Source organism: Streptomyces sp. NPDC025651 (genome assembly GCF_055558735.1).
Genome location: NZ_JBVHLZ010000003.1, coordinates 362,090 through 387,055 on the forward strand (window position 1 = coordinate 362,090; position 24,966 = coordinate 387,055).

The following is a 24,966-nucleotide window of genomic DNA, read 5'->3' on the forward strand; positions in this document are numbered from 1 at the left end:
ATCCTCGGAGCGCACCCATGTCGAAGATCCTTTTCGTGATGACCGGCGTCGACCACTGGACGCTGGCCGACGGCACCCCGCACCCCACGGGCTTCTGGGCCGAGGAGGCCGTCGCCCCGTACGAGGCGTTCAAGGCCGCGGGCCACGAGGCCGTCGTCGCCACCCCGGGCGGCGTCGTGCCCACGGTCGACCCCGCCTCCCTCACCCCGGAGTTCAACGGCGGCCAGGACGGAGCGGCCGCGGTCACCGCCTCGCTCGCCGCGTTCACCGAACTCCGGCGCCCCGTCAAACTTTCCGAGGTGGACCTCGACGAGTACGCCGCCGTCTTCTTCCCCGGCGGTCACGGCCCCATGGAGGACCTCTCCGCCGACGCCGACTCCGGCAGGCTCCTCACGCGCGCCCTGGAGTCCGGCAAGCCGCTCGGCGTGGTCTGCCACGCCCCCGCCGCGCTGCTCGCCGCGGTGGGCGCCGACGGCACCAACACGTTCACGGGCTATCGGGTGGCCGCGTTCACCAACGTCGAGGAGGCCCAGGCGGGCTTCGCCGACCGGGCGAAGTGGCTGCTCCAGGACCGGCTCACCGAGGCCGGGATCGACGTCGAGGCAGGCGAGCCGTGGGCACCGCACGTGGTCGTCGACCGCAACCTGATCACCGGCCAGAACCCGGCATCGGCGGCACCGCTCGCCGCCGAACTGGTCGACAGGATCGGCCGCGCGTCGGCCTAGGACCCGAAGGCCACCGGCCCGTAGTGGGCGATCGGGGCCCTGGTCTCCAGGGCCCAGTAGCGGTCGCCGTAGGACCAGTGCCACCACTCCGTGGGGTAGTTGACCAGGCCCGCCGTGGCCAGGGCCGCGGCGAGGGTGCGGCGGTTGCGGCGAGCCGCCGCCGAGATCCGGTCGGTGTCGGTGTAGCAGGCGCCGTCGCTCTCCTCGGGGCTGGCGTTCACCGGGGTGCCGAGGTCCAGTTCGGCGCCCGCGGTCGTGCACAGGGTGATGTCGACGGCGGCGCCCGCGACGTGCGGGCCGACCTCGGGCGGTGACAGGGAGCGGCTCGTCTGGCGGTGCAGGTGGTCGTCCGACCAGTCGGGGTTGGCCCTCCTGAGCTCGGCCGCGTACTCCTCGAAGTATCTGATCTGCAGGTCGAGCGGCCGATACCCCTCGGTGATCAGCAGGCGAAGGCCCTCGGGCAGCAGCCGGGCGGCGCGGGCCAGCCGCCAGGCGACGCCCTCACGCAGCTGGGCGTAGGCGCCGGCCGGGTCGGCGAGGCGGTCGTCGACCTCCACGAACGGCAGGTTGCGCAGGTCGACGAGGGCCTCACCACAGTCGTGGACCGGTATGTCCACGACCCGGGGATCGTTCATGAGGATGATCGGCGGCATGCTCGGGGCCCCTCTTGGCTGGCGTCTTCGTGAAAGGAGTCGCGGACACAGCTCCGGGGGCGGGCTGCTGCCCGCCCCCGGAGTCCCCCGATCCCTGCAGCGGCTCCACGCGCCGTACGGCCCATACGGCCGACTGCCTCGGTCGTATGGGCCGTGTGCGGCAACAGTGGCCTTTCCCCCGTTGGATCCCCCGTTGCTGTCGGCCTCAGTGCGCCGCCGACACGGAGATCCTGACGCACACCGCTGCAAGTTCTCTGCAAATCTGCCTCAAGTGGGGTGGGAGGGGGCGCCGTTGTGGGGCAGTTGTGGGTCAGATGCCCGGCTCGTACCGTTCCCGTGCCTCGTACGCGCCGAAGACGTCCCGCGCCTCGGCGCGCAGGGCGAGCGCCTCGGCGCGCTCGCCCGAAGCCTCCCGCGCCGCGGCGAGGTCCCGCAGGGTGCGGGCGCGGGCCAGCGGCAGTTCCAGGGCCGACCACAGGTCGGCCGCCGCGGTGAGCCGCCGCACGGCGGCGTCCGCGCGCCCCCGGGCGAGCTCGCACTCGCCGAGGGTGCGCAGGGCGAGGGCCTCTCCGAAGCGGTCACGGTGCGCGCGGCAGGTGTCGAGGACGCCCCGCAGCTCGGCCTCCGCCTCGGCCGAACACCCCCGGCGCATCCGGCACTTGGCACGCGCCTGCACGGCGTACGCCAGCATGAGCGGATCCCCGATGGCGGTCAGGAGGACCACCGCCCGGTCGGCGAGCTCCTCGGCCTGCTCGTACGCGCCGAGCGCGCGGTGCACCAGGCTCAGCGAGCGCAGGGTGAGCGCCTCGCCGCGGCGGCTGCCGAGCCTGCGGTAGGCCTTCAGGGACTCGTCGAGGAGGGCGAACGCCTCCTCGGTCTCGCCCAGTTCGAGGTGGACGGTGCCCGCGAAGCGGCAGGAGAGCCCGAGGCCCGGGTCGTCGCCGAGGCCGCGGAAGCCCTCGACGGCCCGGCCGAGGACGTCGAGCGCGGCGCGCAGCTTTCCCGCCTCCCGCAGGGAACTGCCCAGCCCGGCGAGGGCGGCTGCCCGGCCGCGCGCGTCGCCGAGGTCGGCGCAGATCCCGGCGGCCTGCCGGAAGTAGTCCTGCGACTCGGCGAACCTGTCCTGTTCGTATCGGAGTTGACCGAGCCCGATGAGCAGCAGGGCCTCGCCGGAGCGGTCCTCGGCGCGGCGGGCGGCGGCCAGCGCCGCGTCGTGACTGCGCCACCAGGCCTCGAAGCGATTGCCGACGGCGTACGCGGACGAGCACAGGGCGGCCGCGGCCTCGCAGGCCAGGGTGTGCAGGTCGTAGGCGGCGGCTCGCTCGACGGCGGCGGCGAACGCGTCGGCCTCGGCCTCGAACCAGGCGGCCGGGTCGGCCAGCGCCCGCCGGGTCGCCTCGGGCCCGACCGGCCGCACGAGAGCGCGCATGGTGCTGCCCGCCGCGCCGACCGGGCCCGACGAGTCGAGGAAGCCGCGGTGCAGTTCGACCGCGCCGGACGGCGTGGCGGAGGCGACGCGGCCGGTGAGCCAGAGCCCGGCGCCGAGGGCCCGGCCGACGGCGGCGGCGCGCTCGGCGGGCGTGTCCTCGGCCTCGGCGCGCTCGGCCGCGTACACACGGACGAGGTCGTGCGGCCGGAAGCGGGGCTGTCCGGCCCGGTCCACGACGGTGCAGTGCAGCAGCTGGGCGTCGATGAGCTGCTCCACGACGCGCTCGGCCGCGGCCTCCTCCACGTCGAGCAGCGCGGCGACCACCCAGGAGGCGACGTCGGGCGCGGCCAGCAGGCCGAGGCGGCGCAGGGCGGTGCGGGCGGGCTCGTCCAGGGCGCGGTAGCTCAGGCCGAGGCCGGCCCGCACCTCCAGGTCGCCGACGGCGAGTTCGTCCAGGCGGTGGCGCTCGTCGGCCAGCCGCTCGGCGAGCATGCGCGCCGTCCAGTGGCTGCGGGTCGCAAGGCGCGCCCCCGCGATGCGCAGGGCGAGCGGGAGGCCGCCGCACAGCTCGACGATGCGACGGGCGGCGGCGGGCTCCTCGCGCACGCGCCGCTCCCCCGCGATCCGGGCGAGCAGGTCGGTGCCCGGCCCCGTGTCGAGCACGTCGAGGTCGGTGCGGTGGGTGCAGGGCAGGGCGCCGAGCCGGGCGCGCGCGGTGATCAGCACCCCGCAGGTGGCGCTGCCGGGAAGGAGCGGGCGCACCTGGGCCTCACTGCCCGCGTCGTCGAGGACGAGCAGGAGGCGGCGGCCCGCCACCAGGCTGCGGAAGAGGTCCCTGCGTTCGGCGTCGCCTTCCGGCGGGTTGGCCCCCAGGGCGCGCAGCAGGCGGCCGAGCACCTCGCCGGGCGCCACGGGGTCGGTGGCGCCCCGCAGTTCGGCGTAGAGCTGTCCGTCGGGGTAGGCGTCGGCGGCCCGGTGCGCGGCCGTGACGCCGAGGACGGACTTGCCGACGCCGCCGGGCCCGGACACCACGACGACGGGCATGGCCTCGCGCGGCCCGGGAGCCATCAGCGCGGCCCGCACCTCGCCCAGCTGCTCGGCGCGGCCCGTGAAGTCCCCGATGGCGGGCGGCAGAAGAGCCGGCGGGGGCGGCGGCGCGACCGCGGGGACGGCGTCCTCGGGGAGCCCTTCGGCGGCGGGGGCGCCATAGGGCTCGTCGCCGCGGGCCGGGGCGGTGTCGGCGGCCGCCTCGATCCGCGGGGCGGGCAGCAGCGACGCGTCCGCCCGCAGGATCGCCTCGTGCATGGAGCGCAGCCCGGGCCCGGGGTCGATCCCCAGCTCATCGGCGAGTACGTCGCGCCCCTCCGCGTACACCGCGAGCGCGTCGGCCTGGCGGCCCAACCGGTAGAGGGCGAGCATCAGTTGGCCGCGCAGACGCTCGCGCGTGGGGTGCGTGGCGACCAGGGCGGTGAGCTCGCCGACCAGCTCCGTCTCGCGGCCCGCCTGGGCGAGGTCCGCGGCGATCCGCTCCTCCAGGGCCGCCTGCCTGGCCTCCTCCAGCTGGTCGGCCATGGCCCGCAGCGTCTCGCCGATTCCGCCGAGTGCCGGGCCGCGCCACAGCGCGAGGGCCTCGCTCAGGAGCCGGGCCGCGGCGGCGTGGTCCCCGGCGGCCGCCGCCTGCCGCCCCTGCGCCGTGAGCCGATCGAACGCGGCGCGGTCCACGAGATCGGCGTCCGCGTGGATCAGATAGCCCGGCGGCTGCGTCTCGATGACGTCGGCGGACAGCGCCCTGCGCAGCGCGGAGACGTACGACTGGATCAGTGACCTCGCCGTGTCCGGCGGGCTGTCACCCCAGATCACGTCGATCAGCGCCTCGGCGGAGACCACGCGCCCCGGCTCCAGGAGCAGCGCGGCGAGCAGCGCCCGGGGCTTGGGCCCGCCGAGTGTGAGGCGTCGGCCTTCGCGCCACGCCTCGACCGGTCCCAGCAAGCGGTAGTGCATGTCCGTGTCCACGCCCATCTCCATGGGTCCTTGCCCCGCACCGCCCCCGCTCCCTGATCCACACTCCCGCTCCTCGCGCCCCGCCCGCGCCCCCTGGATCGACTGGTCATGCTACGTGGGCCCGGACCCAACACGCCTGCGTGCGCAGGCAATCAGGCCAGTTCGGAGCCGTGAAAACGGCGCATTCCCCACCCTGTGCCGCGGCCTTGCGCACACAGACTGCAGCCCGGCGCCACCCCGTCGAGCGGCGGGGCGGCGCCGGGCTTCGGCCGGAACCGGTTGACGTACCTGCGCGACGACCTCTCAACTGCCTTGCGGAAGGCTCCCGGTGAGCGTCCGCGTCACCCGACCCGGCCGGGCCGGTAGTCGCCCGCGGGCTGCTGGACGAGGACGTTCAGCCGGTTGAAGGCGTTGATGACGGCGATGATCGACACCAGCGCGACGAGCTGCTCCTCGTCGTAGTGCTTGGCGGCCTCGGCCCACGCCTCGTCCGTGACGCCGCCGGCCGCGTCGGCGATGCGGGTGCCCTGCTCGGCGAGCTCCAGGGCGGCGCGCTCGGCGTCGGTGAACACGGTGGCCTCGCGCCAGGCGGCGACCAGGTGGAGGCGCTGGGCGCTCTCGCCGGCGTGCGCGGCCTCCTTGGTGTGCATGTCGACGCAGAAGCCGCAACCGTTGATCTGGCTGGCGCGCAGCCGCACCAGCTCCTGGGTCGTGACCGGCACCGTCGACTCCCCCAGCGCCTTGCCCGCCGTGACGAGGTGTTTGAGGGACTTGGTCGCGAGCGGGCTGCCGAGAAGGTTCAAACGGGCTTCCATGGTGCACTCCTTGCGATCGTGTGCGGATACACCTCAAGGACGAGTCAGCCCGCGTGGATGTGACATCCATGAAGGCCCCACCGGACACATGAAGGCCTCACCGGACAAGAGCAGGACAAGGACCCACAGGAAAGGAATGCGCTGATGCGGAGCGTTTTCGTGGTCGCCCATCCCGAGGCGACCCACCACGTCGAGAAGGTGGTCGGCGGCTGGCACGACTCTCACCTCACGCCCGCGGGCAGGCGCGCGGCGGCCTCCATCGCGCGGGCCCTGCGCGCCGAGATCCCCGACGGCGCGGACGTGGAGGTGATCTCGTCGGACCTGCGGCGGGCGAGCCAGACGGCCGACGAGGTCGCCGGACGGTTCGGCGTGACACCGCTCCTCGACCGCAGACTGCGGGAGAAGTCCTACGGCGAGGCGGAGGGCAGACCCCAGGAGTGGCTGGACCGGCGGTTCGTGCCACCGCCCGCGGACGGCGACCGCATGGGGCACCACGAGGGCGTGCCGGGCGCGGAGACCAGGGGCTCGTGCGCGCGGCGCGTGTACGCCGCGACGGAGGAGATCCTGGCGCGCCCCGCAGGACACCAGGTGGTCGTCACGCACGGTTTCGCGCTGACGTTCGTCGTGGCGGCGTGGATCAGGATGCCGTACGACTCGGTGGGCTCGGTCAGCTTCCGCGCGCCGTCGGGCAGCATCACGGTGCTGCGCGAGGACGACTTCTTCCACAACCGTCAGGTCGTCGCCGTGGGAGACACCCGTCATCTCTCCACGCCGCCGGCGCACTGATGCGGGGTCTGCCGCGCGGCTCACGCCCGCGCGGCAGACCCCGCACTCGTCCACCGGCCGAAGCGCCCTCAGGCGCCGCTCGCCCTGAGCATGTCCTCGCGCTCGACGATCTTCACGCGCTCACGGCCCTGCGGCTCGCCCAGCGCCTTCTCCGCGGCGTCCAGGCGGTACCAGCCGTCCCATGTGGTGAAGCGGACGTTCCGCTCGTTGAGGAACGCCTCCACGGCCTCCGGGGCGGGCGCGTCCGGGGTGTGCAGCCGGCCGTTCTCGCGGTCGTCGAGGAGGCTGGCGACCGTCTCGTTCGCGTCGCCCTTGGTGTGGCCGATGAGGCCCACGGGGCCACGGCGGATCCAGCCCGTGACGTACGTCGACTGCAGGTGCTCGCCGGTCTCCTCCATCACCCGGCCCGCCTCGTCGGGGACCGTGCCGGAGGCGACGTCCCAGGGGAGCTTGGGCAGTTCGTCGGAGAGGTAGCCCACGGCGCGGTAGACCGCTCCGAGGTCCCAGTCCTTGAACTCCCCGGTGCCCTTGACGTTGCCGGTGCCGTCGAGGGCGGTGCGCTCGGTGCGCAGGCCGACGACCTTGCCGTCCTCGCCGAGGATCTCGACCGGCGACTCGAAGAAGTGCAGGAAGAGCTTGTGCGGCCGGTCGCCGACGTCGCGGATGGCCCAGTTCTCCAGGGTCTTGGCGACCATGTCGGCCTGCTTGTTGCCGCGCCGCGTGGCGATCGAGCCGTCGTCGTAGTCGATGTCCTCGGGGTCGACGATGACCTCGATGTTCGGCGAGTGGTCCAGCTCCCGCAGCTCCATGGGGCTGAACTTGGCCTGGGCCGGGCCGCGGCGCCCGAAGACGTGGACCTCCAGGGCCTTGTTGGCCTTCAGGCCGTCGTACACGTTCGCCGGGATCTCCGTCGGAAGGAGCTCGTCGGCGGTCTTGGCGAGGATGCGGGCCACGTCGAGGGCGACGTTGCCGACGCCGAGGACGGCGACCTTCTCCGCCTCCAGCGGCCAGGTACGCGGGACGTCGGGGTGGCCGTCGTACCAGGAGACGAAGTCGGCGGCGCCGTGCGAGCCGTCGAGGTCGATGCCGGGTATGTCGAGCGCCCGGTCGGCCGTCGCGCCGGTGGAGAAGATCACCGCGTCGTAGAACGTGCGCAGGTCGTCCAGGCTGATGTCGCGCGGGTAGTCGACGTTGCCGAAGAGGCGGATCTGGGGCTTGTCGAGCACCTGGTGCAGGGCGGTGATGATGCCCTTGATGCGCGGGTGGTCGGGGGCGACGCCGTAGCGGATCAGACCGAACGGCGCCGGCATGCGCTCGAAGAGGTCGATCGACACACCGGGCTCGTCCGCCACTGCGGATTTCAGCAGCGCGTCGGCGGCATAGATGCCGGCCGGACCGGCTCCGACAATGGCCACCCGCAGAGGGCGAGGCATGGTGAGGTTCCCTTCGAGCGGTGATGGAGTGACTCGAGGGAAGCCTAAACTAAGGCAAGCCTAAGTAAGTAGGCGGGTCCGATTTATGACCCCATAAGCTTGGCTTATGGCTTCTCATAGGGCTGCTTGATGAGCGTACGACCGGCCGGTCGTCCTGTCCGGACCGGGGTGCGCAGACCGTCGCGGACGGGGCGCGCTCGGCCCGCGCGAGGACGAACGTCCGGGCCGGCCAGGACCAACGGGCCGACCCGGACGTCACGTCAGGTCACCTCACACGCGGACCGGCCGGAACACCCGGGCCGGTCCGGCCGATCAGGCCAGGTCGAACCGGTCCAGGTCCATGACCTTGGCCCACGCCGCGACGAAGTCCTTCACGAACTTCTCCTTCGCGTCGTCGCTCGCGTAGACCTCGGCGACGGCGCGCAGCTCGGAGTTCGAGCCGAAGACCAGGTCGGCGCGGGTGCCGGTCCACTTGACCGCGCCGGAGGCGTCGCGGCCCTCGAACTGGTCCTGCGCCTCGGAGGTCGACTTCCACGTCGTGCCCAGGTCGAGCAGGTTGACGAAGAAGTCGTTGGTCAGCGTGCCCGGCCTGTCGGTGAGGACGCCGTGCTTGGACTGGGCGTGGTTGGCGCCGAGGACGCGCAGGCCACCGACGAGGACGGTCAGCTCGGGCGCGCTGAGGGTCAGCAGGTTCGCCTTGTCCAGCAGCAGGTACTCGGCCGGGAGGCGGTTGCCCTTGCCGACGTAGTTGCGGAAGCCGTCGGCGGTCGGTTCGAGCGCGGCGAACGACTCCACGTCCGTCTGCTCCTGCGCGGCGTCCACACGGCCCGGCGAGAAGGGCACCTCGACCTGGACGCCGCCGTCCTTGGCCGCCTGCTCGACCGCCGCGCTGCCCGCGAGCACGATCAGGTCGGCCAGCGAGACCTGCTTGCCGCCCGCGGAGTTGAAGGACTCCTGGATGCCTTCGAGCGTGCTCAGCACCTGCGCGAGCTCGTCCGGGTTGTTGACCTCCCAGCTGCGCTGCGGCTCCAGGCGGATGCGGGCGCCGTTGGCACCGCCGCGCTTGTCGCTGCCGCGGAAGGAGGAGGCCGCGGCCCAGGCGGCGGAGACGAGCTGCGAGACGGTGAGGTCGGAGCCGAGGATCCGCTCCTTGAGGGTGGCGATGTCCGCGGCGTCGATGACCTCACCCGTGCGCTGCGGCAGCGGGTCCTGCCACAGCAGCTCCTCGGAGGGGACCTCCGGGCCGAGGTAGCGGACGACCGGGCCCATGTCACGGTGCGTCAGCTTGTACCAGGCGCGGGCGAAGGCGTCCGCGAATTCCTCCGGGTTCTCGTAGAAGCGCCGGGAGATCGGCTCGTAGATCGGGTCGAAGCGCAGCGACAGGTCCGTGGTCAGCATCGTCGGGCGGCGCTTCTTCGACGGGTCGAAGGCGTCGGGGATGATCTCCGGGGCGTCCTTCGCCACCCACTGGTGGGCGCCGGCCGGGCTCTTGCCGAGCTCGTAGTCGTACTCGAAGAGGTTCTTGAAGAACAGGTTGCTCCACTGGGTCGGCGTCTCGGTCCAGGTGACCTCGAGGCCGGAGGTGATGGCGTCCTTGCCGACACCCGTGTTGTACGTGCTCTTCCAGCCGAGGCCCAGCTGCTCCATCGGGGCGGCCTCGGGGTCGTTGCCCACGTTGTCCGCGGGACCCGCACCGTGGGTCTTGCCGAAGGTGTGGCCACCGGCGATCAGCGCGACGGTCTCCTCGTCGTTCATCGCCATGCGGCGGAACGTCTCACGGATGTCGCGGGCGGCGGCGATCGGGTCCGGGTTGCCGTTGGGGCCCTCGGGGTTGACGTAGATCAGGCCCATCTGGACGGCGCCGAGCGGGTTCTCCAGCTCGCGGTCGCCGGTGTAGCGCGCGTCGCCGAGCCACTCGGTCTCGGGGCCCCAGTACACGTCCTCCTCGGGCTCCCACACGTCCTCGCGGCCACCGGCGAAGCCGAAGGTCTTGAAGCCCATGGTCTCCAGGGCGACGTTGCCGGTGAGGACCATGAGGTCGGCCCAGGAGATGTTCTTGCCGTACTTCTTCTTGACCGGCCACAGCAGCCGACGGGCCTTGTCCAGGCTCGCGTTGTCCGGCCAGCTGTTGAGCGGCGCGAAACGCTGCTGTCCGGCACCGGCGCCGCCGCGGCCGTCACTGATGCGGTACGTACCGGCGGAGTGCCAGGCCATGCGGATCATCAGCGGGCCGTAGTTGCCGAAGTCGGCGGGCCACCAGTCCTGCGAGGTCGTGAGGACCTCCGCGATGTCCCGTTTCACGGCAGGCAGGTCAAGGGAGTTGAACGCCTCGGCGTAGTCGAACTCCTCGCCGAGCGGGTTGGCCACGGCGGGGTTCTTGGCGAGGATCTTCAGGTTGAGCCGCTCCGGCCACCACTGCCGGTTTCCGCCGCCCTGGGTGGGGTGGGGCGCGCGTCCGTGCGCGACCGGGCAGCCACCTGTCTCCTCGGGCTTCGGGTCGGTGACGATCGCGTCGTGGTTCTCAGTCATGGGAATCCTTCCGGACGGGGCGGATCACGGTGCTCAGGAGCTGAGGACGGTGGAACAGCCGGAGCAGGGCCCACCGTACGACCGGCGCACCAGGTCGTGGTGGAGGACCGCACGCACGCGTGAAAGGGAGAGCCGGCAGGTTTCCCTAACTCACATGTGTTTCCCTGCTGTTGTCCTGCCCCTGTCCCTTGGCTGTCGGCCGGAACCGATCCTACGATGGACCAAATCCAAGTCAATACGACAGACAGGCCCGGACGGAATCATTCGTCGGACGATGCACAGTGAGGCTGGTGGGCATGAGTGACCTGCTGCAACGACTACGCGGACGGGGCTGGCGGATGACGGCCCAACGCCGGGTGGTCGCCGAGGTACTCGACGGCGACCATGTCCACCTGACCGCGGACGAGGTGCTCGCACAGGCCACGGCCCGGCTGCCGGAGATCTCCCGCGCCACCGTCTACAACACCCTCGGCGAGCTCGTCTCCCTGGGCGAGGTCATCGAGGTGGCCACCGACGGCCGCGCCAAACGCTACGACCCGAACGCCCACCGCCCCCACCAGCACCTGATCTGCTCGTCCTGCGGCACGATCCGCGACGTCCACCCCACGGGCGACCCCTTGTCGGCCCTGCCCCCGGCGGAACGCTTCGGCTTCACGGTCTCGGCGGCCGAGGTGACGTACCGGGGGGTGTGCCCGGACTGCCGACCGGTGGACCGGCCGCCCTTCAGGGGAGCAGCGTGAGGGCCTCGGCGATCCCGTGCCCCGTCTCCCGGGCCGTGAGGTACCTGGCCACGTCATGAGCCTTGGCGCCGTTGTGGATCGAGACGTCCTCCACCCGGTCCCCGAACCTCATGGCAAGCCTCTTCACGATGGGCACCACATCACCCCGGTCGACCACGTTGATCCAGCTCTTCAACGGCTCCGGCCAGTGCCCCTGGCCGTCGACGGGCCTGGGCGTGAGCCTGTCGAAGGCCAGATTGCGTATGCCCAGGGGAGATCCCAGGGTGACGAAGGCGAGGTCGTGCCAGTGCGGATGGGCGCACAAGGCCTCGTAGGCGGCCACCGAGCCCAGCGAATGGGCGACGATCACCTCGGTCCGCGGCGTCACGCGGTGCTCGATCCGACGCTGAACGGCTGACCGGACCTCGGCATCGGTGAAGTAGACACGCACTTGCCGGGCGCTCCAGATGAGGAGCCGCTCGCTGATCCCGGCGAAGAAGGCGGAGTGGCTGAGCGCGTCCAGAGCCCGCTGCACGAGATGCGGGGTCCGCAGCCGGGCCGGGGCATCCGGGCCCGGGACCCGCGGATCGATCTCGGCGGCGTACGTCCACCACTGCCTCAGCAGATCGCGTTCCAGGCCCTCCATGACGTCCGAGGCGTCAAGATCCGGAATTCCGAGCCCTCGGTGGCCCGCGGGCCGGAAGAGGTCCCCGTAGAAGGCCATCGAGACGTCTTCCCGCGGAAGTCGAGCGCCCGAGGCCAGGAAGATGCCATCGGCCAGCGCCGGGTACCAGTCGGCGAGCAGCGTTTCCTCGCCCTTGTACTGCTGGGCGATTCCGTGCACGAGAACGACCCGGCTCATGACGTACTCCCCTGCTCCGCGGGTTCCTCGGGGTGGATCCTGAGCATGACCACGCCCATGAAGGTGGCGACACAGACCCGGCCCGCGCTGTCGAGCGAGACGCCCCGGATGGCGCTGCCGATGTCGAGCTCGGCGTTCCAGGCCGGCGAGCCCGGAGTCCAGACCCGCATCAGGCCGCGCCGGTCCGCGGCCACCATGGTGGGGATGCCCGCCACCTCCGCGACACGGATCGCGTGGATCGCGGACGGGAACGGCTCCAGGACCACATCCGCATCGCTTCCGTCGTCCACGTTCCAGAACCGCAGTACGCCGTTGCCGGCTCCTGTGATGATCACGTCCCTGTCGGTCCGCGCCATCTCCAGGCCGAACGCGCCCATCGCATGACCGCCGAAGGGTTCCCCGACGGGATCCCCCGTCGCCAGGTCCCAGACGCGCACCGTGCCGTCCAGCGAGGCGCTCGCCACGAGGTGTCGTCCGCCCACGCGCGCGGCCCGCACGGACATGACCTCCGCGGTGTGCCCGGTCATCGGAGGACACACGGGCGCGTGCGTGTACAAGTCCCAGGCGTGGAGCACGTAGTCGGCGGCCACGGAGATCACCATCGCGCGGCCGCCCGCCTCGTGTACGCAGGCTCTCCACGTCGACCCGGAGCGCTTGCCCAGCCGTCGCCGGCGCTCCAGGCTCCACACCTCCGCTTCGGTGAAGCTGCAGCGCACGACGATGCTGTCCCGGGCCGACGAGCCCGCCGTCACGCTGTACACCGACATCGAGGCCGAGGACAGATGGGCCGCGACCTGACGGCCGTCGTCGAGGTCGTGGGTGCGCACCACGCCGTCCGTGCTGCCGGTGACCACGACGTCCCGCCCGTCCCGGGTGCACAGGATGTCGGCCGAGAGCAGGCTCGACTCCGCCCCGTTCAGCGGCTCCCCGATGGGCGACATGGTGGTGAGGTCCCAGACGCGCACCTCGCGATACGTCGCCACGACCGCGACCGGGGTGCCGTCGATCTGCCCGAGGGCAGGCGCCGTCCGGTCGAGACCCGATCCCATCCGCGTGTAGCTCTCCAGCGGAAGTCCCAGCGGAGCGGCGGATTCCATGTCCCAGACCCGCGTGGTGTCGTCGAAGGCCAAGGAGGCGACGAGAGTGCGCCGCCCGACGCGCGTGAGAGCACCCACCATCACGTACTCCGTGTGGCCGATCATCGGCCCGGCGAGCACCCCGCGGGTCTCCACGCCGTGCACGTACAGCTGGTTGCCTTCGAGCACGGTCAGCACGACGGGAGAGCTCTCGTGGAACGCCACTCCCACAGCCCGGGCCGCGGGAGTGAGGTCCTCGACGTCGAAGTGGGCCTTCAGCTTCACCCGGTCCCGATCGGAAGAACCCGTCACCTGCCAGACGTACGCATGGCCGAGCTGGGTGGCGAGGACGATCTCCATGCCACTGCCGACCACGCGCACCGCGAGGTGGCGGATGCCTCCGATGTGGCCTTCCAAGGGGTGGCCGACGGCGGCCCCACGCGTGACGGCCCACATGCGGACCGTGCCGTCCTCACCGCCGCTCAGCACGACCGGGGTGCCGCCCGACTCACCGAACGCCAGACATCGCACCGCGTTGGTGTGCCCGACAAGAGGCCTCCCCAGGGCCTTCTCCCCGAACGGGTCCCACAGTTGGACCGTGGTGTCGTCCCCCGCCGTGGCCACCACGACGCGCCCTCGCACCTCACTGAGCGCCACTGCGAGCACCGGCCCCGAATGCCCCTCCATCGGGGCGCACACCTGCGTTCGCGTGCGGGCGTCCCACAGCCGCGCCGTACCGTCCTCCCCGCCGGTCAGTACGAGAGCACGACCGCACACCGTGGCGAAAGCGGTCGAGCAGACGGGCCCGGCATGCCCCTCGACAGGTTGATCCGCGGTCAGATCCCAGATGCGGGCCGTGCGGTCCTGCCCGACGGTGACCGCGAGAGAGGTGTCCGCCCGACTGGTGAAGGCCGCCGCCGTGATGTCCTCGACATGACCGCGCAGAGGATGCCCCAGCTGCTGCAGGGTCCGCAGATCCCACACCCGAGCTTCCCTGCGGCCGCTGGTCAGCGCCACGGGACGGCCGTCGAACTCGCCGACCTCCGCGGAGGTGACACCGCTGCGGACGTAGTAGACGTGCGCCATCACCGGTTCCCCGATCTGGCGGCGGGATTCCACGTCCCAGCGGCTGAGCATGCCCGAACGGTCACCGACCAGGGCCACGGTCCGGCCGTCCAGCCGCGCCAGACACACCGCGGTGACCGCCTGTGCGGGACCGATGAGCGGGCTGCCGTCCGGCCGGGCGTCACCGCCGCGCAGCACCTCGCTCAGGTCCCACACGTGCACCGCCTTGTCGTCACCGCCTGTGATCGCGATCGGGCGGCCGTCCAACTCGCCCAGGTCGGCGTCCCATACGGTGCGTCGATGGGCGCTCAGCGCGGCGCCCAGCTGTCTGCGGGTGACGAAGTCCCACACCCGCGCCGTACCGTCGGCGCTCGCCGTGAGCACCACGGGATGGCCGTCGATGTCACCCACCACGATGCTCTGTACCTGATTGGTGTGGCCCGTGAGCGGCGTGCCGTGCTCCTGGCCCGCCGACAGGTCCCAGACCCGGACGGTGCCGTCCTGTCCGCCGGTGAGCGCCACGGTGTAGTCGCCGAGATCCCCCATGGCGACGGCACTCACCGCTATCCCCACCCGCAGCGGATCCCCGATCTGCCGCTGCGAGGTCAGGTCCCACACACGGGCGGTGCCGTCCATGCTGCCCGTCACCGCGATCGGGCGGCCGTCCAGGCCACCGACGGCGACGCAGCGCACGGACTTCGCATGGCCGCTGAGCAGCCTGTGCACACCGCTGGTCGACCACCACGCCCACCTGGCGGACCAGGGCAGGTCGACACCGAGTTCCTCGATCCGGTCGGCCAGCCGGTCGGCCTCGCACCGTCGGGCGGAGAGTTGGAGATCGGCCGCGCGCTCGCCGAGGGGGCGGTCGGCCGTGAGCCGGTGCGCCACCTGCTCGTAGGAACCGCGAATGCGGCGGGACCGGTCGCCCTCGATGGAGGCGAAGGCCCGTAGCAGGGACAGCGGTTCACTGGCCAGGAGGAACCCCGGATCCTCGATGAGGTCACCGAGCTGCCCGGCCGCGGCAGCGTGAGTGGACAGGTGCTGGCGTACGTACGGTATGGCCGCGAACCACTCCAGGCGCCCGTCCGGCGAGGTGGGAACCAGAGAACACAGGGCCTGGACGACCGAGCGCTGGATGTCCGCGGGAGGGCGGTCCGCCGTCGCGCGCAGGTGCTCGGCGAGGGCTTTGTGATAGAGCCGGTAGACGGAACGCTGATCGTCGTCGATGACCTCGGCGACGTACGCCTCGGCCACGTCGAGGACCCATGCGACGTCCTCCTCCGTGCAGGGCCGTCCCGAGATCACCGAGCTCAAGGACGTCCAGACCCGGCCCCGAGGCAGCCCTTTGCCCTCGGAGAAGGCCAGGGCGAGCAGCATCCGGCGCACTCTCGGTTCGTCGGGCCCGAACCGTGCGAGGTAGTCGTCGAAGGCCTCCCCGACCTCGCTGGGCAACGCGTCGGCCCAGCCGGGGCTCGCGACATCCACCGCGAGCCGGTCCGAACGCAGCGTGCGGGCCGTGGTTCTCGCGTAGAGGTACACGCCCGCGGCCTTCTTGGCGACACCGCGGGCGACCGTCGCGGCCAGCTCGGGCAGCCCTCGGTAGGGCGTACCCACGTTGGCCTCCTCGGTGGCAAGGAGGACACGGGCGACGTAGTCGGCGACGTCGTCCTCACCGGCCCGGTACTCGGCGCGGTCCAGGTCGATCACGGTGAAGGTCGGGCCGAGAGGCGCGACCAGTTCCTGACGGGTGCCCACGAGCAGACGCACTCCGGCGATCTCGGACATGGGGCGGAGCAGCTCACGGGTGACGCGGCGCGGTTCGCCGTGGCCGCCGGCGTCCGCCGCGGTGTCCGATCCCGCTTCGTCCACGGCGTCCACCACGATGACCGAGGTGTGGCCCAGCCGACCGCGTCTGGTCAGTTCCTGCAGCAGGGCGGCGGCGCCGTCCGCTTCGGTGCCCAGTGCCGTGGCGATCCGCTCGACGACCTCTTCGAGCCGCTTGTGCCGGGCGTGCACCGCCGCCGTGACGCATCCTTCCGGCACCACCGTTCCCGACGCCAGGTTCGGCAGGTCGAACCTGGCCCGGTAGCGCGTGTCGGACAGCGCGACGAGCCGCCCCAGCACTGCCGACTTGCCGCACCCCGGGCTGCCGGTGACCACGCGTCCCCGACCGTCCCCGTCCGCCGTCGTCAGCCACTCCACCAACTCCGAGAGCACACGCTCCCGGCCACTGAAGTAGAGGCCCTGCTCCGACTCGAACTCCACCCCGCGCGACCGCGGCCCGAAATGCTCCGTCAGGTCCCGCTCCGCGACCCGGCGTTGCACCTCGAGGTCGGTGCCGAGCGGCGGTAACCCCTCCTGATACCCGGTGTTCGGCAGGAAGGGGGCGAGCCCGGTGACCAGTCCGCTGGCCAACTCGGCACGCTGGCCCCGGCCCTCACGCTCGAAGCGCTCGTTGACCGCCTTGACCAGCTCGGTGAGATCGAGGAACTGCTGACGCTGACCGGTGCGTTCGGTCGTCGTCTGCACCGCCTCGGCGAGCGCCGTCACGAAGGCGCCGTCCTCGGCTATGTCCTTCCGCCGCGCGGACGCGAGGAACCACAGCCCCGCCGACGCCCGCATGCCCGTGTTGCGGTAGGCGATCGACTGGAGGGCGACGGCCGACGCCTCGGCGCTGCCGGCGCCGCCCGCGCAGGTGTCGAGAACGAGGAGCAGATGGCGCAGCTCTCCGCGGCACAGAATCCGCAGCAGATCCTCCGTGGCCAGCGCGGTGGTCGCCAAGTCCTCTTCCTGCGAATCCCAGCAGAGCAGGTAGTGACGGTCCCGGTCCTCCACCACGCCGTGGCCCGCGAAGTAGACGACCACCACGTCGTCGGCCACCAGGTCCGCGTCCGCCGACCAGTGCCGCAGTTTCTGCCGGATCTGCTCGGCTCCGTCGTACTGCCCCAGCCCAGGGAGCACGGCCTGGTACCCGAACGACGTGAACAGCTCGGCGATCGCCCGCACGTCGCCTGCCACGGACTGCAGCTGCGCATCCTGTGGGAGATGGCGGTACCGACCGCTTCCCAACGCAACGAAGTACCGCCGCCCCACCTTCAACCACCTTGTCGTCGCGGCCAGTTGCCCCTCGCGACTCTATCCACACCCCCGGACGGCCGGTGGCATCATCGGCCCACCCTCCCGGCGGCCCGTTGCGCCGCACCCCCCGCGACGTATGCTGACGCCGGTCAGGGGAGGAGGCGCCATGGGGCGGATGCCGTCGGCTCAGCGGCGCAGGCAACTGGTCGAGGCCGCGATCCGGGTGATGGCCCGCGACGGCGTCGCGAAGACCACGACACGGTCCGTCGTGGCGGAGGCAGGCGTCTCGCTGAGCGTCTTCCACTACTGCTTCGACTCCAAGCAGGAGTTGCTCGAAGCGGTGATGGACACCATCTCCGAGCACTCCGAGTCGGACGTCCTCAGCACGCTCGTCCCCGGACCCACCCTGCGTGAGACGATCCGCGCCGGGCTCCAGGCGTACTGGGACCATGTGCTGGCCAATCCGGGAGAGCACATGCTGACGTACGAACTCACCCAGTACGCGCTGCGGGAGCCCGGCTACGAGCACCTCGCCCGGCGGCAGTACGAGCGCTACGTCCAGGCCCACACCAAGGTGATCCGTCAGCTCCCCGCGATCCTGGGCGTGGAGCTGGCCGTGCCCGAACGCGCGGCCGCCAGGTATCTGGCCGCGCTGACCGACGGTCTCACCCTCAACTTCCTCGTGCTCGGCGACGAGGAGAAGGCGGGTGACGTGCTGGACGTCGTCGCGGACCAGATCCTGACGTTGGTGCGGGAGTAGCTCAGCGGCCGTACACCGCCGCCTCGTTGATCGAGTAGCCGTACTTGGTCGCCCGCGTCACGCCGTGGACACGGACGTACCGGGCCTGCACCGGGCTGAACACCGCGTTGTCCAGGCCTCCGTTCCCGGCGTCCGTGGACCACACGCTCCGCCACGTGGTCCCGTCCTCGGAGACCTCGATCCGGTAACCCCGCGCATAGGCCTTCTCCCAGTCGAGGGAGACCTTGCCGACCGTGCGGGAGCTGCCGAGGTCGAGCCGCAGCCACTGGTCGTCCGACCAGCCGCTCGCCCATCGCGTGCCGGTGTCGCCGTCCACGGCCTTCCCGGCGGCGTAGCTGGTGAACGGGTTCCACTCCGTCGAGCTGGCGTTCGCCGGGGCGCCGGCGGCGAGGTCGGGGGCGGGCTTGTGGCGTTCGGTCGCCTTCCAGGTGCGGAGGTAGGACTCCGCACCGTCCATCAGGTCCCGGACCGTGTCCTTGCCGCCGCTGAGCCGCATCTGCTCGATCCAGTCGGGCACCATGCCGACATGGGCCGCGCCGTCGGTGTTGAGGTCCCAGGTGCGCTCGCCGGTGCGCTGCCGGTCGACGACGGAGCCGCCGTCGGCGCTGCGGAAGGGGTACTTGACCGCGTTGGGAGCGTCGGGTCCGACCGGTCCCGGCCAGCCGCCGACGCCGTTCATGTCGGTGCCGTAGCCGAGTCCGACGCCGTACTTCCTGCGCAGCGGCTCGGTGCCGGCGGACTCCTTGGCGAAGCTGTCGGCCGCGGACATGTACGAGGACTTGAAGCCGCCGAGGCGGTAGACCCGCTCCAGCCAGCCGTCGTCCATCCAGCTGTGACTGGAGAGCACGCCGGGGTAGTCCGCCGACTCCAGCATGTCCAGGGCGCGGTCGGCCGCCTTGACGCTCATGTGGTCGACCTCGAGCATCATGTTGCGCTTCATCATCCCCTTGACCGCGTACTCACCGAGGCGGGTGAGCCCGCGTTTGTTGCACTGCGCGTCGCTGTCGTACGTGGGGACCTCGGCGCCCGCGGGAAGCAGCTTGGCCACCTCTGCCGGGGCGGCCGCGTTGCCGGAGGGGTTGTCGTGCTGCGGACCGCTGCACTTCTCCGTGTTCCAGAAGGTGCCGGTGGAGAGGAACTGGCCGATGTTCACGGCCGTGCCGATGGCGCCCGAGTCCATGCGCACCCCGCAGAGCGCGTTGTCGAACTTGTGGCACAGGAACATGCTGCGCACACCCAGCTCGTGCAGCTCGTCCAGACCGCGGTCGATGTCGTCCTTGCCGCACTGGGCGACGTCCAGGATCTGCTTGCAGCCGAAGGGCTCCGAGGTCTCGACACCGAGCACCACGGCGAGCTTGCCCTCCGCGGCGACCTGCCGGGCCTGGGCCGAGTCGGTCACGATACGGAAGAAGCCCTTGCCCTTTCCGCCGTAGATCTTGTCGATGTAGTCCTGCATCTCGTAGGTCTTGCGGGCCTGGAGGCGGATGGAGTCCATCTCGTCGCAGCCGCGGTCCCTGACGTAGATCGAGCACAACAGGCCGTTGGAGACCAGGTCGTTGACCAGGATCCGCTGGCCGCCGCGCCAGGCGCGCTCCAGCCATGCGTAGTAGTTCTGCTGGTGGCTCAGGGAGTTGTGGGCCGGCCAGTCCTTGAACGTCGGCCAGCCCACCGGGTCGTGGTGGCCGTCCGAACCGCCGGTGATGTTCTCGAAGAGAGCGAGCGAGCCGTCGGGGTAGTGCTCGGGGCAGTCCTTGAGGGCGTCGGCGACGCCCTCGGTGGAGAACGCCTTGCCGCAGATGACGCGGCCGCCGAAGCCCTCGTTGGACATCAGGTGGTTGTGGCCGTCGACGAAGCCGCGGACTCGGCCCTCGCCGTCCGCACCGCGGAAGGGTTCGCCGGTGACGTTGATCTGGGAGTCGGCGGCGGGCCGCGCGGTGGGCTCCCACCAGGGGGCGTCGGCGCCCGCGGCAGGCGGGGAGCCGACGGTGAGAGCCAGCAGGAGGGTGACGACAGCGGCAAAGAGTCCGCGTCTGCGGAGGAGGGTCATCCGGGGCTACCTTCGCTGTCCGGGATGGGCACGCACCAACTTACTCGCGCGTAGGTCCCGTCGAGGATGGCCCGGCCCTGACAACCAGTCAAGAGTCCGGGACGGATGACCTATTTGACGTATCGTCAGCTCTGCCGATCCGGGAAACGGACCCCTCGAACGCCCTGCGGTCAGGCCTTGGACACCCCTCCACCGGGCGGCCTCACCCGAGGAACGACAGCCGAACCTGCCGGTGGGGATTGTCCTTGTTGGTGTCGACGAGGCAGACCGACTGCCACGTCCCGAGCTCCAGGCTGCCGCCGACGACCGGCAGGGTCGCGTGCGGCGGGACCAGGGCCGGCAGGACGTGGTCGCGGCCGTGACCGGGGCTGCCGTGGCGGTGCCGCCAGCGGTCGTCCGCGGGGAGCAGGGTGTGCAGGGCGGCGAGGAGATCGTCGTCGCTGCCCGCGCCCGTCTCCAGGATCGCGATGCCCGCCGTGGCGTGCGGCACGAAGACGTTGAGGAGGCCGTCGCGGCCGGCGGCCGCCTCGCGCAGGAAGGCCTCGCAGTCGTGGGTGAGGTCGACGACGGCTTCGGCGGAGCCGGTCGCGACATGCAGGACTTGGGTGGTGAATCCATCGGGCATACGCCCATCCTCCCCCACCCCTCCTTCCAATCGGCGATACGGGACGTCCACCTTCCGAGACGCCATTGACCGTGTGTACGCCATCTGGCTACGTTCGGCGGCATGTTGCGTTCAGCCCTGCTCACCACGCGCGGTCACATCGACCTGCTGCGGGTGGCCTCCTCCGCGTGTCGCCGCGGCCGCTGACGCCCTTTCTCACTCGTTTCACCCTTCTCCTCACCTCTCTCCGGTCCGTCGGCCGCCCTCTCGCCGTTCTCGTACGCCCTCCCCCGCGGATGCCCGATCTGCCCGCCCGAGGGTGACTGAGGCGCATCTCCGACTGCCGGGCCCCTCCCCTCCTGCCGTGGAGCCCCATGAGCATCAGCCATGCCCCGCCCCATCCGTCACCCGACACATCCGATATATCAGGCATATCGAAATCTGCGACGGGTCCCGGACCCGAGCCCGAGCTCGAAGCCCTCGTCCCCTCCTCCAGCCGCCGCGCCCGTGTCCCCCGCTGGCTGCGCCGCACCTCCGGGCCCCTCCTCCTGCTCACGCTCTGGCAAGTCCTCAGCGCCACCGGCGTGTTGACCAGTGACGTGCTCGCCCCTCCCGGGACCATCGCGCAGGTCGCCGGTGATCTGATCGGGGACGGCTCCCTGCCGTCCGCCATGGGGGTCTCGCTCCAGCGCGTCGCCGTCGGGCTGCTCTTCGGCACCGTGATCGGCACGGCCCTCGCGCTCGTCTCCGGGCTCTTCCGCATCGGCGAGGACCTCGTCGACGCCGGTGTGCAGATGCTGCGCACCGTGCCGTTCGTCGGACTCATCCCGCTCTTCATCATCTGGTTCGGCATCGGCGAGACACCCAAGATCGCCATCATCGCGCTCGGCGTCTCCTTCCCCCTCTACCTCAACGTGTACGCCGGAATCCGGGGCGTGGACGCGCAGTTGATCGAGGCCGGGGAGTCGCTCGGCCTCTCGCGGTGGGGGCTCGTGCGGCACGTCGTACTGCCCGGCGCGCTGCCGGGTGCCATGACCGGACTGCGCTACTCGCTGGGCATCGCCTGGCTCGCCCTCGTCTTCGCCGAGCAGGTCAACGCCGACGCGGGCATCGGCTTCCTGATGGTGCAGGCCCGCGACTTCCTGCGCACCGACGTGATCGTGGTCTGCCTGATCGTCTACGCCTTCCTCGGCCTGATCGCCGACTTCATCGTCCGCACCCTCGAAAGGCTGCTGCTGCAATGGCGACCGACGTTCACCGGCCGGTGAGTCCCGTGCCCCCCGCCCGCGGCGCGTCGTCCGCCGTCCGCGTCGACGGGCTGACCCGCTCCTTCGACGGCCGCGCCGTCATCGACGACCTCCGACTCGACGTCCGCCAGGGCGAGTTCGTGGCGCTCCTCGGCCGCAGCGGCTGCGGCAAGTCGACGCTGTTGCGCGTGCTCGCCGGGCTCGACCGCGACATCGAGGGCACCGTGCTCGTGCCGCGCCGCAAGGCCGTCGCGTTCCAGGCGCCCCGGCTCATGCCGTGGAAGAGGGTGTGGCGCAACGTCCTGCTCGGCCTGCCGGGCAAGCCCGACCGCGAGACAGCCGAACGGGCCCTGACCGAAGTGGGCCTCACACACCGCGGCAACGCCTGGCCCAAGACGCTCTCCGGCGGCGAGGCCCAACGCGCCTCGCTGGCCCGCGCGTTGGTGCGCGAACCCGATCTGCTCCTGCTCGACGAGCCGTTCGGCGCGCTCGACGCCCTCACCCGCATCAAGGCGCAGCGGCTCGTCGACGAGCTGTGGCAGCGGCGCGGCTGCGCCGTGCTGCTCGTCACGCACGACGTGGAGGAGGCCGTGCTGCTCGCCGACCGGGTGCTGGTCATGGACGGCGGTGTCATCGCGTACGAGAAGGAGATCGATCTGGAGCGTCCGCGCGGGATCGCCGATCCGCGCTTCGCCGAGCTCCGCGCGGAGCTGCTCCAGCGGCTCGGCGTCGAGGCGCCCACCGATGCGCCCACCGAGACGCCCGCCGAGGCAACCACCACACCCTCCTGACGCTCCCGCCCCCCTCATCGCACCGAACGGAACCGCCCATGCGACGACCACGCCCCCACCTCGCCCCCGCCGCCCTGCTCCTCCCCCTGGCCCTGCTGCTGGCCGCCTGCTCCGACACCTCGTCCGCCGGTACGTCGGTCGGCGGCTCGGGCGGCGGCACCGACGGGAAGGGGTCGCTCACCCTCAACGTCGGTGACCAGAGGGGCGGTTCTGAAGCCGTGCTGCGCGCCGCCGGGGAGCTCGACGACCTGGACTACAAGATCCGCTGGTCGACCTTCACCTCCGGGCCTCCGCTCCTGGAGGCCGTCAACGCCAAGGCCGTCGACATCGGCGCCGTCGGCAACACCCCGCCGGTGTTCGCGGCGGGCGCGAACTCGAAGATCTCCGTGGTGGCCGCGAGCCACGGCACGGCGGACGGCGAGACCATCCTCGTGCCGGGCGACTCGCCCCTGAAGAAGACCGAGGACCTCAAGGGCAGGTCCGTCGCCGTCGCCCAGGGTTCCTCGGCGCACTTCCAGCTGATCGCGTCCCTGAAGAAGGCCGGGCTCGACTTCGAGGACGTCGAGGTCAAGTACCTGCAGCCGGCCGACGCGCTGGCCGCGTTCACCGGCGGCAAGGTCGACGCGTGGGCGGTCTGGGACCCGTACACCTCGCAGGTCCTGCGGGCGCGGAAGGGCCGCGTCCTGACCGACGGCGACGGCCTGGTGAACGGGCTCAGCTTCCAGGTGGCGGCGCCCGGCGCGCTCGACGACAAGGAGAAGTCCGAGGCGATCGACGACTACCTCAAGCGGCTGCGGCGGGCGCAGGACTGGGTCTTCAAGCACCCGAAGGCCTGGGCGAAGGTCTGGGCGAAGGACACCGGCCTGCCCTACGAGGTGGCGCTCGACGCGGTCAAGCGCACCAACGGCACCCGGATCCCGGTGGCCGTCGACAAGAACGTCGTCGCCTCCGAGCAGGAGATCGCGGACACCTTCACCGCTCTGAAGCTGATCCCGCGCCGCATCGACTTCGGCGACTTCGTCGACACCCGCTTCAACGACGACCTGCCGCCCTCCACCACCGAGCCGCGCTCGTACGGCAAGAACAGCGGCAAGAACAGCAAGGAGTCCTGAACCATGACCGTCCACCTCCACTGGTTCCTGCCGACCGGCGGCGACGGCCGCACCCTCGTCGACCGGCACGCCTACACCGACGGCGGCATCACGCGCTCCCGGGTCACTCCGGTCAGCGGTGTGCGCGCGCCCGACATCGAGTATCTGGCCCAGATCGCCAAGGCCGCCGAGCAGTTGGGCTTCGAGGCGGTGCTCACGCCGACCGGCACGTGGTGCGAGGACGCCTGGCTGACGACGGTCGCGCTCGCCCAGCACACGGAGCGGCTCAAGTTCCTCGTGGCGTTCCGCCCCGGTGTCATCTCCCCCGTGCTTGCCGCGCAGATGGCGGCGACGTATCAGCGCATCACGCGCGGGCGGCTGCTGCTCAACGTGGTCACCGGCGGCGACTCGACCGAACAGCGGCGGTTCGGCGACCACGTGGACCACGACCGGCGCTACGCCCGCACGGATGAGTTCCTCTCGGTCGTACGGGGCGTGTGGAGCGGCGAGCCCTACGACTTCACCGGCGAGCACTACCAGGTCGAGGGCGGGCTCACCGCGCTGCCGCCGGACCCGCTGCCGGAGATCTTCTTCGGCGGTTCGTCGGCGGCGGCCGGTCCCGTCGCGGCGCGGCACACGGACGTGTATCTGACGTGGGGCGAGCCGCCCGAGCAGGTCAGGCAGAAGATCGACTGGATCCGGGGGCTCGCCGAGAAGGAGGGGCGCACGGTCCGGTTCGGCATCCGTCTGCACACCATCTCCCGCGACTCGTCCGCCGAGGCGTGGGCGACCGCGAACCGGCTCCTCGACGACCTCGACGCGGACACCGTCGCCGCCGCCCAGGAGGCGCTCGGCCGCAGCGAGTCGGTGGGCCAGCAGCGGATGCTCGCGCTGCACGGCGGCTCCCGCGACAGGCTGGAGATCTCGCCCAATCTGTGGGCGGGCGTGGGCCTGGTCCGCGGCGGCGCGGGCACGGCGCTGGTCGGCAGCCACGCCGACGTCGCCGACCGCATCGAGGAGTACCACGCGCTCGGCGTCGAGCACTTCGTGCTGTCCGGCTATCCGCACCTGGAGGAGGCGTACTGGTTCGGCGAGGGCGTCATCCCCGACCTGGCCGCGCGCGGCCTGCTGGCGCGGATCCCGGCGTCGCCGCTGACCGGCGTGCCCGCGGCGAACGGCCGTCCGGCCTCCGCTCCCGGCGGCGCTCCGCTGCTGGTGGCGGGCGGGCGCTCAGCGAGCGGGCGCTGAGCGGCCC

Annotated in this window: 18 protein-coding genes; 9 read left to right on the forward strand and 9 right to left on the reverse strand. The window is 71.6% G+C overall.

The genetic code is table 11. The annotated features are described in order from the left end of the window. Positions 1-17: 17 nt before the first annotated feature. A complete protein-coding gene (locus ACZ4D5_RS13920) occupies positions 18-725 on the forward strand; it encodes a type 1 glutamine amidotransferase domain-containing protein (protein WP_467772574.1) in 708 nt (235 codons plus the stop codon). Here the strand turns inward: ACZ4D5_RS13920 and ACZ4D5_RS13925 are convergent. The 3 genes from ACZ4D5_RS13925 to ACZ4D5_RS13935 form a co-directional block, all read right to left on the reverse strand. Next, positions 722-1,378, reverse strand: a complete 657-nt coding sequence (locus tag ACZ4D5_RS13925; RefSeq protein ID WP_467772575.1) for a M15 family metallopeptidase — start codon at positions 1,376-1,378, stop codon at positions 722-724. The genes ACZ4D5_RS13920 and ACZ4D5_RS13925 overlap by 4 nt on opposite strands. 310 nt (positions 1,379-1,688) lie before the next feature. Continuing rightward, entirely contained in the window at positions 1,689-4,820 is a 3,132-nt protein-coding gene (locus tag ACZ4D5_RS13930) for an AfsR/SARP family transcriptional regulator (RefSeq protein ID WP_467772576.1), read from the reverse strand. 329 nt (positions 4,821-5,149) lie between these two features. Continuing rightward, on the reverse strand, positions 5,150-5,623 hold the full coding sequence (locus ACZ4D5_RS13935) for a carboxymuconolactone decarboxylase family protein (RefSeq protein WP_467772577.1): 474 nt from the start codon (positions 5,621-5,623) through the stop codon (positions 5,150-5,152). Positions 5,624-5,767: 144 nt separating this feature from the next. Here ACZ4D5_RS13935 and ACZ4D5_RS13940 point away from each other — a divergent pair, with 144 nt between their 5' ends. Then, entirely contained in the window at positions 5,768-6,409 is a 642-nt protein-coding gene (locus tag ACZ4D5_RS13940; protein ID WP_467772578.1) for a histidine phosphatase family protein, read from the forward strand. 68 nt (positions 6,410-6,477) lie between these two features. Here the strand turns inward: ACZ4D5_RS13940 and ACZ4D5_RS13945 are convergent, their stop codons facing one another. Both ACZ4D5_RS13945 and katG read right to left on the reverse strand, forming a co-directional pair. Beyond that, positions 6,478-7,842 (reverse strand): FAD-dependent oxidoreductase, encoded by a 1,365-nt coding sequence (locus tag ACZ4D5_RS13945; RefSeq protein ID WP_467772579.1) that lies wholly within the window; start codon positions 7,840-7,842, stop codon positions 6,478-6,480. A 312-nt stretch (positions 7,843-8,154) separates the two neighbouring features. Beyond that, positions 8,155-10,371, reverse strand: coding sequence for a catalase/peroxidase HPI (gene katG, locus ACZ4D5_RS13950; protein WP_467772580.1), 2,217 nt, complete (start codon positions 10,369-10,371; stop codon positions 8,155-8,157). A 296-nt stretch (positions 10,372-10,667) separates the two neighbouring features. Between katG and ACZ4D5_RS13955 the strand changes: the two genes are divergently transcribed. Then, a complete protein-coding gene (locus tag ACZ4D5_RS13955; protein WP_467772581.1) occupies positions 10,668-11,111 on the forward strand; it encodes a Fur family transcriptional regulator in 444 nt (147 codons plus the stop codon). On the opposite strand, the gene ACZ4D5_RS13960 is transcribed toward ACZ4D5_RS13955, so the two are convergent. After that, positions 11,095-11,952 carry a hypothetical protein gene (locus ACZ4D5_RS13960; protein ID WP_467772582.1) on the reverse strand — a complete coding sequence of 286 codons (858 nt, stop codon included), beginning with the start codon at positions 11,950-11,952 and terminating at the stop codon, positions 11,095-11,097. The genes ACZ4D5_RS13955 and ACZ4D5_RS13960 overlap by 17 nt on opposite strands. Further along, positions 11,949-17,186 carry a caspase family protein gene (locus tag ACZ4D5_RS13965; protein ID WP_467772583.1) on the reverse strand — a complete coding sequence of 1,746 codons (5,238 nt, stop codon included), beginning with the start codon at positions 17,184-17,186 and terminating at the stop codon, positions 11,949-11,951. Before ACZ4D5_RS13965 ends, ACZ4D5_RS13960 begins: the two co-directional genes overlap by 4 nt. 151 nt (positions 17,187-17,337) lie before the next feature. Between ACZ4D5_RS13965 and ACZ4D5_RS13970 the strand changes: the two genes are divergently transcribed. Continuing rightward, positions 17,338-17,931 (forward strand): TetR/AcrR family transcriptional regulator, encoded by a 594-nt coding sequence (locus ACZ4D5_RS13970; protein ID WP_467772584.1) that lies wholly within the window; start codon positions 17,338-17,340, stop codon positions 17,929-17,931. A gap of 1 nt (position 17,932) precedes the next feature. Here ACZ4D5_RS13970 and ACZ4D5_RS13975 read toward each other — a convergent pair whose 3' ends face one another. After that, entirely contained in the window at positions 17,933-19,978 is a 2,046-nt protein-coding gene (locus tag ACZ4D5_RS13975; RefSeq protein WP_467772585.1) for a galactose-binding domain-containing protein, read from the reverse strand. A gap of 202 nt (positions 19,979-20,180) precedes the next feature. After that, positions 20,181-20,603 carry a secondary thiamine-phosphate synthase enzyme YjbQ gene (locus ACZ4D5_RS13980; protein WP_467772586.1) on the reverse strand — a complete coding sequence of 141 codons (423 nt, stop codon included), beginning with the start codon at positions 20,601-20,603 and terminating at the stop codon, positions 20,181-20,183. 102 nt (positions 20,604-20,705) lie between these two features. Here ACZ4D5_RS13980 and ACZ4D5_RS13985 point away from each other — a divergent pair, with 102 nt between their 5' ends. The 5 genes from ACZ4D5_RS13985 (at position 20,706) to ACZ4D5_RS14005 (ending at position 24,959) form a co-directional block, all read left to right on the forward strand. Beyond that, the gene (locus ACZ4D5_RS13985; RefSeq protein WP_362638461.1) at positions 20,706-20,789 is read left to right on the forward strand and encodes a putative leader peptide; all 84 of its coding nucleotides are present in this window, start codon (positions 20,706-20,708) and stop codon (positions 20,787-20,789) included. Between the two features lie 167 nt (positions 20,790-20,956). Further along, positions 20,957-21,850 carry an ABC transporter permease gene (locus ACZ4D5_RS13990; RefSeq protein ID WP_467772587.1) on the forward strand — a complete coding sequence of 298 codons (894 nt, stop codon included), beginning with the start codon at positions 20,957-20,959 and terminating at the stop codon, positions 21,848-21,850. Beyond that, a complete protein-coding gene (locus ACZ4D5_RS13995; RefSeq protein ID WP_467772588.1) occupies positions 21,823-22,620 on the forward strand; it encodes an ABC transporter ATP-binding protein in 798 nt (265 codons plus the stop codon). Before ACZ4D5_RS13990 ends, ACZ4D5_RS13995 begins: the two co-directional genes overlap by 28 nt. 38 nt (positions 22,621-22,658) lie before the next feature. Further along, complete coding sequence (locus ACZ4D5_RS14000; protein WP_467772589.1) at positions 22,659-23,732, forward strand: ABC transporter substrate-binding protein; 1,074 nt, start codon at positions 22,659-22,661, stop codon at positions 23,730-23,732. 3 nt (positions 23,733-23,735) lie between these two features. Continuing rightward, positions 23,736-24,959 carry an LLM class flavin-dependent oxidoreductase gene (locus tag ACZ4D5_RS14005; RefSeq protein ID WP_467772590.1) on the forward strand — a complete coding sequence of 408 codons (1,224 nt, stop codon included), beginning with the start codon at positions 23,736-23,738 and terminating at the stop codon, positions 24,957-24,959. Positions 24,960-24,966 lie beyond the last annotated feature (7 nt).